This window comes from Thermoactinomyces sp. CICC 10522 (assembly GCF_016055075.1).
GTDB lineage: Bacteria > Bacillota > Bacilli > Thermoactinomycetales > Thermoactinomycetaceae > Thermoactinomyces_A > Thermoactinomyces_A daqus.
In genome coordinates, this window is record NZ_JAECVY010000002.1 from 268246 (window position 1) to 280784 (window position 12539).

Sequence of the window (12539 nt, forward strand, 5' to 3'; positions counted from 1 at the left end):
CGAAAAAAAGCACCCCGGCAAAAGGGTGCTTTTCATGGGAATCAAGAGCAGCCGGTGGTGGAGCCGCAATCGAGACACACATAACAGGAACCGTTTCGCTTTGTCATCCCGCCGCACTCGATGCAAAGTGGTGCCCCGCTGCTGGCACGGATCGCATCGAGATTGCCGGTGGATAAAGCAGCCTCATGGCTGTGGCTGTTATTCTCCCGGCTGGTGTGCTGTCCGCCGCCATCCGGCTCCTTCTCTGCATTCTTTTTCTTATCCTTGTTCGCATAATATCGAAGCTCTTCTTTTGCCGGCGGTACCTGAACGAAATCGGTTCTCCCCAGATATTCCATTCCGAGCAACCGGAACACATAATCAATGACAGACGTCGCCATTTTGATATTTGGATGCTCCACGATCCCCGCCGGTTCAAAACGGGTGAAAGTAAGGGAATTCACATATTTCTCCAGCGGAACGCCATGCTGCAGACCAAGCGATACGGCCACGGCAAAAGCATCCAGCATTCCGCGCATCGTGCTCCCCGCCTTGTGCATATCGATGAAGATTTCACCCAGCGATCCGTCTTCATATTCACCGGTGCGGACAAAGATTTTTTGTCCGGAAATTCTCGCTTCCTGGGTAAATCCTTCCCGTTTGCGCGGAAGGCGGCGGCGGATGCTGGGCACATGCCCGGTGGCAACCACTTCTTTCAGCGTTTGCCCCGTTTCTGCCGCGGACGGTTTCACCTCATTTTTTTCATCCTCTTCTTTTTTATCTCCGCGACTGTTTAGCGGCTGCGAACTCTTGGAACCGTCCCGGTACAGGGCAACGGCTTTAAGGCCCAGCTTCCATCCTTGTTCATAAGCATGCAAAATATCTTCAACCGTCGCTTCATGGGGCATGTTGATCGTTTTGGAAATCGCCCCGCTCAAAAACGGCTGGGCGGCTGCCATCATCCGCAGATGCCCCATGTAGTGGATAAAGCGGGTGCCGTGTTTTCCGCATGGATTTGCCGTATCGAAGACCGGATAATGTTCTTCCCGTAGATGAGGTGCCCCTTCAATCGTCATCATCCCGCAAATGACATCGTTCGCTTCATCAATCTGCTTTTGGCTGAATCCGAGACTGCGAAGCACATCGAAATCGGCTTTGGCATACTGCTCCTCGGTAAACCCGAGCCGTTTCAGACATTCATCTCCGAGCGTGTGGCGGTTGAAAGCAAAAGGCAACTCAAATACAGTCGGTAGCACAGCTTCGATTTTTGCGAGGTCTTCATCGTTAAACCCTTTTTCTTTCAGGCTGTCCCGGTTGATATGCGGAGCACCGGAAAGCGACAGTGTACCGGTCACATATCGCAAAATGGCATCCTGCTCTTCTTTGCTGTAACCGAGATTTTGCAAAGCCGGACGGATCGACTGGTTGGCGATCTTGAAATATCCCCCGCCAGCCAGCTTTTTAAATTTGACCAGGGCGAAATCGGGTTCGATCCCCGTTGTATCGCAATCCATCAGCAAACCGATCGTTCCCGTCGGGGCGAGCAATGTTGTCTGCGCATTGCGGTAACCGTATTTCTCTCCCAGCTCCAGCGCTTCATCCCAGGCCGCGCGCGCAGCTTTCAACAGAAAATCGGGGCAATGATCCGGATTGATGCCCATGGGCTTGATTTGCAAACCTTCATATTCCTCTTCCGGCGCCCCATATGCCGCCCGGCGATGATTGCGGATCACGCGCAGCATATGTTCGCGATTGATGGGAAAAGCCTTGAACGGGCCCAGTTCTTTCGCCATTTCTGCCGATGTGGCATAGGCGGTTCCGGTCATGATCGCCGTAATCGCCCCCGTGATGGCCAGCGCTTCATCAGAGTCATAAGGGATGCCCGACAGCATCAGCAACGTTCCGATGTTGGCATACCCCAATCCCAGTGTCCGGTACTGATAGGACAACTCGGCAATCTCTTTTGAAGGATATTGCGCCATCAATACCGAGATTTCCAGAACCATTGTCCACAGACGGCAGGCATGGCGGAAAGCTGCGATATCAAAATGGCAAGTTTCCGCATCGAAAAACTTCGCCAGGTTGAGGGAGGCCAAGTTGCAAGCCGTATTATCTAGAAACATGTATTCAGAACACGGATTGGAGGCGTTAATCCGGTTATGCCGTGCTCCCAGTTTCCCGTCCATTCCTGCGGGAACAGTATGCCATTCATTGATGGTTCCGTCATATTGCACACCGGGATCAGCACATTCCCATGCAGCTTCTCCGATCTGCCGCCACAGCTCCTTTGCGGGCAGCCGTTTGCAGACTTCGCCGGTCGTGCGGTATTTCAGTTCCCAGTCTCCGCCTTCCTGCAATTTTTTAAAGAAAGAATGCGGAACCCGCACAGAGTTGTTGGAATTCTGACCCGATACGGTTTCATATGCTTCGCCGTTAAATGACGGATCATAACCGGCAGCAATCAGCGCCCTCACTTTTTTCTCTTCAACCGATTTCCAATTGATAAATTCCTCGATGTCCGGGTGATCCAGATCAAGGCAGACCATTTTGGCCGCCCGGCGGGTCGTTCCTCCTGATTTGATTGCTCCTGCCGCCCGATCACCGATCTTGAGGAAGGAAAGGAGCCCCGACGAAGTTCCACCGCCGGAAAGCGATTCCCCCTTCCCGCGGATCAGGGAAAAGTTGCTGCCCGTTCCGCTCCCGTATTTGAACAGACGGGCTTCTCTCACCCACAAATCCATAATGCCGTTTTCATTTACCAGATCGTCTTCCACTGACAAAATAAAACAAGCGTGGGGCTGCGGCCGTTCATAAGCGCTGTTTGATTTTTTCACTTCTTCCGTTTTCGGATCGACGTAATAGTGCCCCTGCGATTTGCCCGTAATCCCATAGGCAAAATGAAGTCCGGTGTTAAACCATTGCGGAGAGTTCGGAGCCGCCATCTGATGAAGGAGCATGTACACCAATTCATCATAAAACGCCTCGGCGTCCTCTTTACTATCAAAGTATCCGTTTTCTTCTCCCCATGCTTTCCAGCAACCGGCCAGACGGTGGATCACCTGTTTGACGCTCGTTTCCGCCCCCGTCACGGGCTGTCCGTTATCATCCATAAGCGGGTTCCCGGCTTCATCGTATTGTGGAACCCCCGCTTTACGGAAGTATTTGGAGATTAAAATATCCGACGCCACTTGAGACCAATCTTCGGGAACCTCTGCCCCTGTCATCTCAAAGACGACGGAACCGTCCGGATTGGTAATGCGGCAATCCCTTTTTGTATAGCGGACTGTTTCAAACGGGTCTTGTCCAGGTTGGGTAAAAAAGCGCTGTATCTTCATGAAGCCATTCCTCCGGTGCATAAGTATGTGTCAGAAATACTATATATAGAGATAATAACAGTATAACACTACTATATGTTGATACAAGTGTTATTTTTGGGAAGATCCATTGGCGATCGGAGAAGAAGCATCCTTTTTCCTGAAGGCATCTCATGTCTTTTTCGGCGCACCAGGGGATGAAAGTGAAGCAAAATCGGGCAAAAATGTTGCACCACTGACCCGCTCTGCAACACTTTCACAGAAAAAAAACAAGACTTGTTGTTTTCATTCACTTCAGGCAAACTATATTTAATATAGGAAGAAAGGATGAATCAAATGATCATTCTCTATGATGACCGCCTGATCAAACGTGAAGAAGCGAATATCGACATCGAAGACCGTGCATATCAGTTTGGAGACGGAATTTACGAAGTGATTCGCGTCTACCACGGAATACCTTTCTACTTAAATGAGCATCTTGAACGTTTCCAAAAAAGCGCCGATGCGATTCGTCTCTCCCTTCCCTATCCGGTGGAAACCCTCGCGCAGAAACTGCTGGATCTGGCACGCGAAAATCAACTGGAGGAAGGAAACCTCTATCTGCAACTCAGCCGCGGAACCTCTCCACGCTCCCACGCCTTTCCCTCAGATGCCAAACCTCTGATCATCGGGTACACACAACCGGACAGCCGCCCGCTCACCGCTTTGCAAAACGGTGTCACTGCCATTACCGATGAAGACATCCGCTGGTTGCGCTGTGACATTAAAAGCCTCAACCTGCTGGGAGCCGTATTGGCTAAGCAAAAAGCGGTTGATCATGGCGCAAAAGAAGCGATTCTCGTCCGTAATGGCACGGTCACGGAGGGCAGTTCCACCAACATCTTTATGGTAAAAGGGCAAACCTTGTGGACGCATCCCGCCAACCACTTTATTTTACATGGTATCACCCGGAAGATCACTTTACAATTAGCGGAGGATTTGGGTATATCTGTAAAGCTTGAACCATTCTCCCCGTCACATCTGGCCGAAGCGGATGAAGTATTTTTGACCAGTACGACCATGGAAGTTTGCCCGATTGTGCAAATTGACGGAAAAGCAGTCGGAAATGGCAAACCCGGACCAATCACCCGCCAGTTGCAGAAAGCATTTGAAAAAGAGATTGAACGCGTTTGCCAATGAAAAAGGAGACCGTTAACTTTCACGGTCTCCTTTTTCGTCTTGCTGCTCTGTTTTATTTTCGACCAACCGGAATCCTTCAGCATCCCGCAAAGTAATATCCTTGATCATGACGGGTGTATCATTCGTATAGGTCAACGCAACCGAATTAGAATCATAAGTCAAGTTTACCGACAATTGATTAAAGTTGGACGTGATTGAAACTTGGAGTGGTTCTCCATCCTCAATGGACTTCCAGGGCACTTCCTGCTCTGCAACCTTTTGCGGCTGATCACCGATTTTATAGAGAGCGAATTTGTTCGTCTTCTTGTCCCAGACGAGACGGAAGTGACTGTTATCCACGGCTTCGATTTCCACACTGTACGAACCTTTCTCCTGCGGCGGAACAAACAGGAACGAAGAAGAAGCGGATGCATCCAACCGTACTTGCGACAGCGGATAAACCCCCAGCTGGTTGCGGCCTTGCGAATCCACATCCAGAAGTGCCTGGCCAAAATCGATTCGCCAGGGCTGTTGGTTCATCCACATCTGTTCAAACATGTTCTGATTTGTCACTTGGTTCACATCCGGATAAAAGAACTTGACCCCGTTGCCACCGCGGAAGTGAAGCGTATAATCCCCGCTCAGCCGGGTCACGCCAACAGCCATCCATTTTTTCGATTTTCCTTCTTCTTCAATCGAAAGGCGAATCGGTTCATTAGGGAAATAATAAAGTTCAAAATTATATTTTTTGCCAGCCTCAACGCGGTACTGGTCACCGGAATCGCCGATCGGAATATACTGTCCTTTCATGATGTCATATAACTTGATTTTCCCTTCTTTATCTACGGCGAGCCCCAAAATATCGGATTTGTCGGGGGTTTCCAAATAACCTGTAAACCCGTTGAGCTGATTGAGAATAAATGAACCCTGAATGGCACTGTTCGGTTTGATCGGATACGGGTACTTAAAAGAGTTATTTTGATCATTGAAAGTAATCGACTGGAACAGTTGGCCATTCCCCGCTCCATTTTGTTTATCGTCCTGGGTGATCGGAGCAAACATATTCGCCAGCGTGCTGTCCTTCGCATCGCTGTAGCCGGCGTACCACTTCGTCACCGTCAGTGAGACCAGCACCAGCGCTGCTGCAGCAACTACAACCGTCGTCACCACTTTTTTCTTTCGGCTTCTTCTTGCCCTTCGGCTCAAATGGCTGCCTTCAGCCGAATTTACATGGCGCTCAACCTGAACCGAAAAATCTTCCAGCCCATTCTTTCGATCCAGGGCAAACATGGCAAGCTTGACAATTTTCGGCGGAATTTTTTTCGCTTCCAGTTGACGTTCAGATTGCTTCAGCCCCCCCATTGGTGCATGTCCCGTCAGGAGGTAAAAGAGCAATTCGCGCCATTTTTCATCATGACCGCTTTTTCCCGGCTCTTTCATATAATAAAACAAGATCAGCGGTTTCTGACCATTCAACAAAATATTCTTCGGATCAAGGGTAGCGCTGAGCGAAACCGGTAAACGATCCAAATCGCGCAATGTTTTCAAGCATTTGCTAACGACGCGAACAGCTGCTTCCGGATCCATTGCCCGTTCTTTGTTCACAATTAAAGGCAAGGGGTCTCCTGAAAAAGGAGGATGGACTAAAATGAGTTGTTCATCTTCTTCCATCACGTCTAAAATCGGGGCCAGATGGGGGTGCTGCATCCTGCGAAAAACATCCTTGTACCCGGAAGGCAAAGGACGGCGGGTTACTTTGATCGACTGAAGAAAGACTTGCGCCCCATCGGGAGATTTCGCCTGCAGAAGCTGTCCGGAAAAGAAATTGATTACATCTTCTACCTGAAACCTCTCATAATAACGACGCCTCGTGTGTAGTTCTTGTTTCAACGGCGTTTCCCCTAACCTTATATGGAATAAGTATAAAATAAAAAGAAAATAATATCATCACAACAAATTATGCTATCATAAGCGCTTGAAAAATCAAGTGCGATTTAAATAAATCAATTATAATTAGATATTTATATAATATTTAACACCTAAAGACGATTTGTTGATAAAATGCCCCTTCCCAATAAAATAGGACTCTTAAAAATTCAGAAAATACCCTACGTTCCCTATATTAAACGCTAAGTCTGTATAAATCAATCCATATTTAATAAAACACAGTCAAGCCAAACCCGCAACCGGCCCGGTCTCCTGTCGTTCCCCCATCAGCGGCGCAAATTCCACGCTTCTGTGCCATACCGCTCCCTGACGAGAGAATGTACCAATTCGATCTCTTCATCGATGAGACTCCCTTGCTCCAACTTTACGTTCATCCCTTCCTGAAATCCTTCATAAAAGGCGGTGATCACTTCATCGATTGTGACCGGTTGTGTCCGCAGCCGGTTAATGGCAACCGCTTTTTCACAAAATGCCGCTTTCAGCCGTTCCCTGACCCGCTCAGAAGGAAATTCCAAAACAGCAAATAAGGTTTCTTCATCAAAATCCAACAAGATGGAGCCATGTTGCAAAATAACACCGCGTTGACGGATCTGTGCACTCCCTGCCGCTTTTTTCCCCTCGATTACCAGCTCATAATCGGAAGGCGAATCAAAACATGCCGCCGACAAGTGGTCTTTGTGCGTGCGCACCGGCGGGGACAGACGGGCGTTTAATCCCAATCGGCGAAATCCTTGCAACAATCCCTGACTGATCACCCGATACGACTCACTCACCGTTTTCGGCATGAGCGGATGGTCTTCCGAAATGATGACACTGTATGTTAATTCCTGATCATGCAGCACCGCTCTGCCACCGGTCATGCGCCGGACAAACCCGAGTCCGCGTCTTTCCAATTCATCCAGCCGGATTTCTTTTCTCCCTTTTTGAAAATACCCGATTGACAGCGTGGCAGGATTCCAACCATAAAAACGGACAGTGGGAGGCACTTTTCCTTCTCTGTGCAGATGCATGACCGCTTCATCGATGGCCATGTTTTCGGCACCGGAATATCGCTGATAAGGCAGAAAGCGCCATGTTTCCATTTTCACCCACTCCTTTTTCCCAAAACTCCCTTTCTCCCTGTATTATCATTGAAAATCCCGCCGGTTGCAAAACAAAAATATCAATGCCCCATCTGACTCTGCATTCCCTCATGGGTCAGCGGATACAGTTTTCCATCCAGGGCAAAAGAGATTCGCCCCGTCTCCTCGGACACGACAAGGACAAATGCATCCGTTTTTTCCGTCAGTCCCAATGCAGCACGATGACGGGTGCCGATCTTCATCTTATGACCGGAGGTCTTTTGGGAAAGAGGCAAAACATTGGCAGCAGACAAGATAAAATCTTCTTTTACCACAACTGCACCATCATGCAGCGGATTCCCCGGATAGAAAATCGTTTCCAGCAAGGGAGCCGATAATTGTGCACGAATCGGAATCCCTTCCTGTATCCAGCTCTCAATCGGATCTTCCCTTTCCACCACAATCAAAGCTCCGTGCCGCTTCTTGGACAAGCGTTGGGCAGCGATCGCCAGCGCCGGGTAACGGCAGGTGTATGGAGCCAAATAGGTTTCAAAATAATAGGACGAAGCCACCTTTTGGATATTCGCAAACTGCTCGCTTACTCTGGAAAAATCACTCAGGATACAACAGCGGTTGTGTTCCAGTTCGTCCAGCAGGCGACCGATCTCCTGCTTCATCTGCTCCAAGATGGTCTGCAATTTCTCCCTTGTAACCGTTGACAATTCTTGCAAATAGGAATCCATGTTCTCAACCCCAACCTTCACATTCTGTCTCATCTTTAATGTGTGACGGGAGAAATTTTTTATCCTGCCGGAAATAATGGCAGAGAAGACAAGCCGGCTCATCAACCAGCCCACTTGATTAAACCGCATCGAAAGGTAACCGCATGATCGCACAGGTCCGGAAAAGGAGTCCCATCAGCCCGATATCCGTATTGGTCAAATGAAGTTCTTGCATCTCAGCGGAGCGGCAATCGGCAAGATCGCAACAACTCAGAACAAAAAAGCCGCACCTGTCAAGGCACGGCTTTTAATCAACCATTATTTTTCAAAACGAATGATGTTCGAATCTCCGGCTTTAACCTCTTCTGACTCCAGTTTTACCGTCGTTCCCGCCGGCAAATTGGTAAAGACTACAGGCGTAATCGTGGAAGTTGCTTTTTCCTTGATGAAGCTCAGATCAAATTCGAGCAGTTTTTGCCCTTTTTTCACTTGATCTCCTTCGCTGACAAACGTTTCAAATCCGTTTCCTTCCAGGTTGACTGTATCGATGCCCACATGGATCAGCAGTTCCTGCCCCGTCGTGGAACGAATGCCGATTGCGTGCTTCGTCGGGAAGAGGTTCACAATCTCTCCGTCAACAGGAGCGACAACAATTCCTTCTGACGGTTCAATGGCAAATCCGTCTCCCATCATTTTTTGCGAGAACACTTGATCAGGCACTTCGGAAATCGGAAGCAACTTCCCGGTCAAAGGAGCGGAGAACGCTTTGCCGTCCGACACCGCGTCACCTGTTTCCACCGTTTTCGGCGCCTCTTTTTCCGGCTCCTGTTTTGCAGCAGTCACCTTTTTGCCCATCATGATCTGTTTCATTTGTTCTTTGATCAGATCGGATTTCGGCCCAAAGATCACTTGCAAGTTATTGCCCATTTCCAATACGCCGGATGCGCCGAGCTGTTTCAAACGATCTTTGTTCACTTGGTCGACATCTTTGACCGACAGGCGCAAGCGGGTAATGCATGCATCCAAATGAGTCAGGTTTTCTTTGCCGCCAAGGGCTTCCAACACGTTTGCCGCCAGATCGTCCGAAGTGGTTTCGACGGCATTCTCCTCTTCCGTTTCGTCTTCGCGGCCCGGTGTTTTCAGGTTAAACTTACGAATCGCGAAGCGGAAACCGAAATAATAGATGACGGAGAAGACCAATCCAACCGGAATAATCAGCCACGGCTTGGTGTCTTGATCCCAGAACATCGCCAGGTCGATAATTCCACCGGAGAATGTCATGCCCGCTTTCACTCCGAGAATCGCCATGACCATAAACGACAAACCGGCAAAAACACAGTGAATCGCATAAAGAACCGGTGCGACAAACAGGAACGAAAACTCGATCGGTTCGGTAATACCGGTCAGGAACGAGGTAAGCGCAGCTGACAGCATAATACCGCCGACCACTTTCTTTTTCTCCGGCCGCGCCTCCTGATACATCGCCAAGGCTGCTGCCGGCAGACCGAAAATCATGAACGGGAATTTCCCGGTCATAAACGTACCGGCCGTCGGGTCACCAGCAAAGAAGCGATTGAGGTCCCCATGAACAATATGTCCATGCGCATTGTATGATCCGAATTCAAACCAGAATGGTGAATACCAGATATGATGGAGACCGAACGGAATCAAGGAACGCTCGACCAAACCGAAAATAAAGGCAGACAAGGCAACATTTTTCGTCGTAATGATATGGGAAAAGGCATCAATCCCGTGTTGGATCGGCGGCCAGATGTAGAAAAAGATCAGTCCCAACAGGAAAGAAGTAACCGCCATCACAATCGGAACAAACCGTTTCCCGCCAAAGAAGCCGAGAAAAGAAGGAAGTTCGATATTATAAAAGCGCTTATACAGCAGGGCGGCAACAATACCGATGATGATTCCCCCGAAAACGCCCATTTCCAAAGTGGGAATCCCCAATACCTCAATCGTTTGCACATGGTAATGTATAGCCATTTGTCCGAGGGCGGTATTCATCACGAGATACCCGATGACAGCAGCCAATCCGGCTGTTCCCTCTCCTTCTGCCAGACCAATGGCAACACCGATCGCAAAGATTAAGGCCAGGTTGGAGAAAACAATTTGTCCCGATTGTTCGAGGATCGGGATATGCAACTTGTTACCAAATGCGAGCAACAAACCGGCTGCCGGCAAGATCGCAACCGGGAGCATCAACGCTCTTCCGATTCGTTGCAAGACGCCAAAGATATTTTTGAACATTGCTGAACCTCCTGTGCTGTCTTATCATGCCCAACAGGATCCAAAACCTTTCACTCATGCTTCTTCTTCGAACAAAAAGGCATGAGCAAAAAAAGACAAATGGAACCGTTTGCAAAAGGAAAATCCCTTTTGAATCAAACGTCCACTTCGCCTTTTTTCACTCATGCCTGATCGAATCAGTAACACGTGAAAGGTAAAGGATCTGTTCAGTTGGGAATAATGCGTTGCAAATGCAATGTCAGATAACTGACTTCGGCAGGATGAACCGGTTTCTGCAGTGTCCGTTCCATCACTTTTGCCATTTTCCAAGCGATATTGTAACATATCGGGAATTGTTTGCGCAACATGTCTGCAAAACCATCCGGCTCAGAAATTTCTTCCTGGCGGATTGTGCGTTCAATCGCATACCGAAGATGCGTAATCAGCCGCATGTATGAAATGCTTTTGCGATCGATTTTCAAACCGGTGACCGCCTCGACGAGCTGGATCAATTTCATGATGAGTTCGGAATGTTGACGAATCTCCGTCAGATGGCGCTGTGTCAGCGCACTGTGGATATGCATGGCGATAAATCCGGCTTCGCTTTCGGGCAACTGGATCCCCTTTTTTTCATTAATCATTGCCACAATTTCTTCTGCCACTGCATACTCTCTTTCATAAAGCGCTCTCGTTTCGATCAGGAAAGGATTATTAAACTCCAGCCCTTGCTCCAAGCGTTTGATCGCAAAGCTGATATGATCGGTCAAAGCTACATGAATATGTTCATTCAGCGGAACATCAAACCGCTTTTGAATATGGTAAATAATATCATTCATCAGTTCCACGAGCGATTCGTCCACTTGCGAGAGCAACTGCCGATACTGCTCCTGCTCCTTTTTATTCTCCAATACAAAAAACTTTTCGACCGCGGGCTCGGAAATCAGTTCTCCTGCTTTCTTCTTGAAACCGATTCCTTTTCCGATCAAAACAACTTCCCCATAGGATGGATGCTCAGCGATGACTACATTGTTATTCAGTATTTTTTTTATGGTAAATGTCCGGTTCATCTCAAATATCAACCTCCTTGCCCCCGTTCGTTTTACAGAAACAGCAAAACCGATCACAGTATACAAAATTCCACTCGTTTTTTCTACATCGTCCCCTGCAAATCGATTCCAAAAAATGAACAGCCCCATCCCTGATCGGAACGGGGCGACTTATCAGAGAAACCGAAAATTCGCCATCCATAAACCGCCATCCATGGTAACGCACTCGCCATTGACATATTCCGCTTCCGCTGACAGCAGAAACTTCGCCAATGCCGCGATCTCCTCCGGGCGGCCATAACGCTTCAGCGGAACCATATTGGCGACCTTTTTCGCCATTTTTTCATTGGCGACCAGTTTTGCCGCCCCGCCTGTTTCTTCAATCGGTCCGGGTGCAATGCAATTGACTCGGATGCCGTATTTGTCCCCCCATTCAACGGCCAGTGTCCGGCTCATCGCCAGTACACCAGCTTTGGCCGCAGCGGAATGAACCACACCCGGCGCCCCTGTCCAGGCATAGGTGGCCACGATATTGAGGATCGATCCTTTCCGTTTTTTCTCAATCCATTCTTTGGCCACGGCCTGTGAGCAATACCAGGTTCCGTTTAAAACGATGTTAATCACCGAATGCCAACCATTATACGTTAAATCTTCCGCCGGCACAACAAAATTGCCTGCCGCATTGTTGACGAGATGATCGATTCCGCCAAACTGTTCCACCGTCTTTTGAACCATCGCCTTGACCTGATCAACTTCGCGGACATCCATTTGAAAAGGAAATACTTTGCCCGGCAATTCCTCCAATTCCGCTTTGGCCGCTTCAAGCCGATCTGCATTGCGTCCGGTGATGACCACATTGGCCCCTTCCTGGCACAACCGCCTGGCAATCGCTTTTCCAATGCCGCTCGACCCGCCTGTCACAATCACTGTTTGTCCTTGCAATGATATGCTCCCTCTCTTTTTTTGATTTTAGTGTTTCCTCAAAAAATTATCTCTTAAAATAGGATTCTGTCAATAAATATATAAAAACTTCGCAACAAAAAAATCCTTTACTTCTTAAATCCTTTACTTCTT

Annotated in this window: 9 protein-coding genes; 2 read left to right on the forward strand and 7 right to left on the reverse strand. The window is 48.5% G+C overall.

All coding sequences use genetic code 11. The features are described 5' to 3' along the window. Nucleotides 1-41: 41 nt before the first annotated feature. A complete protein-coding gene (locus I8U18_RS04830) occupies nt 42-3314 on the reverse strand; it encodes a vitamin B12-dependent ribonucleotide reductase (RefSeq protein WP_232336297.1) in 3273 nt (1090 codons plus the stop codon). A 109-nt stretch (nt 3315-3423) separates the two neighbouring features. On the opposite strand from I8U18_RS04830, the gene I8U18_RS04835 reads away from it, so the two are divergent. Together I8U18_RS04835 and dat are read left to right on the forward strand one after the other, a co-directional pair. Beyond that, entirely contained in the window at nt 3424-3606 is a 183-nt protein-coding gene (locus I8U18_RS04835; protein WP_033099163.1) for a hypothetical protein, read from the forward strand. Between the two features lie 23 nt (nt 3607-3629). Continuing rightward, the gene (dat, locus tag I8U18_RS04840; protein ID WP_198055137.1) at nt 3630-4472 is read left to right on the forward strand and encodes a D-amino-acid transaminase; all 843 of its coding nucleotides are present in this window, start codon (nt 3630-3632) and stop codon (nt 4470-4472) included. A gap of 12 nt (nt 4473-4484) precedes the next feature. On the opposite strand, the gene I8U18_RS04845 is transcribed toward dat, so the two are convergent. From I8U18_RS04845 to fadH, 6 genes are all read right to left on the reverse strand, one after another. Beyond that, a complete protein-coding gene (locus I8U18_RS04845; protein ID WP_198054994.1) occupies nt 4485-6341 on the reverse strand; it encodes a hypothetical protein in 1857 nt (618 codons plus the stop codon). A 323-nt stretch (nt 6342-6664) separates the two neighbouring features. After that, nucleotides 6665-7480: a lipoate--protein ligase family protein gene (locus I8U18_RS04850; RefSeq protein WP_198054995.1), complete on the reverse strand. Its 816-nt coding sequence runs from the start codon at nt 7478-7480 to the stop codon at nt 6665-6667. Nucleotides 7481-7560: 80 nt separating this feature from the next. Continuing rightward, a complete protein-coding gene (gene cdaS, locus I8U18_RS04855; RefSeq protein WP_198054996.1) occupies nt 7561-8202 on the reverse strand; it encodes a sporulation-specific diadenylate cyclase CdaS in 642 nt (213 codons plus the stop codon). 297 nt (nt 8203-8499) lie between these two features. After that, nucleotides 8500-10440 (reverse strand): glucose-specific PTS transporter subunit IIBC, encoded by a 1941-nt coding sequence (gene ptsG, locus I8U18_RS04860; RefSeq protein ID WP_198054997.1) that lies wholly within the window; start codon nt 10438-10440, stop codon nt 8500-8502. 206 nt (nt 10441-10646) lie between these two features. After that, the gene (glcT, locus tag I8U18_RS04865) at nt 10647-11486 is read right to left on the reverse strand and encodes a glucose PTS transporter transcription antiterminator GlcT (protein WP_198054998.1); all 840 of its coding nucleotides are present in this window, start codon (nt 11484-11486) and stop codon (nt 10647-10649) included. A 153-nt stretch (nt 11487-11639) separates the two neighbouring features. After that, nucleotides 11640-12413 (reverse strand): 2,4-dienoyl-CoA reductase, encoded by a 774-nt coding sequence (gene fadH, locus I8U18_RS04870; RefSeq protein WP_198064591.1) that lies wholly within the window; start codon nt 12411-12413, stop codon nt 11640-11642. Between the last annotated feature and the right edge of the window lie 126 nt (nt 12414-12539).

What these genes read in the sequence shown, in the direction of transcription:
- glcT (WP_198054998.1), bottom strand. Translation starts at nt 11,486, where the DNA reads ATGAACCGGACATTTACCATAAAAAAAATACTGAATAACAATGTAGTC.
- cdaS (WP_198054996.1), bottom strand. Translation starts at nt 8,202, where the DNA reads ATGGATTCCTATTTGCAAGAATTGTCAACGGTTACAAGGGAGAAATTG.
- ptsG (WP_198054997.1), bottom strand. Translation starts at nt 10,440, where the DNA reads ATGTTCAAAAATATCTTTGGCGTCTTGCAACGAATCGGAAGAGCGTTG.
- I8U18_RS04830 (WP_232336297.1), bottom strand. Translation starts at nt 3,314, where the DNA reads ATGAAGATACAGCGCTTTTTTACCCAACCTGGACAAGACCCGTTTGAA.
- dat (WP_198055137.1), top strand. Translation starts at nt 3,630, where the DNA reads ATGATCATTCTCTATGATGACCGCCTGATCAAACGTGAAGAAGCGAAT.
- I8U18_RS04850 (WP_198054995.1), bottom strand. Translation starts at nt 7,480, where the DNA reads ATGGAAACATGGCGCTTTCTGCCTTATCAGCGATATTCCGGTGCCGAA.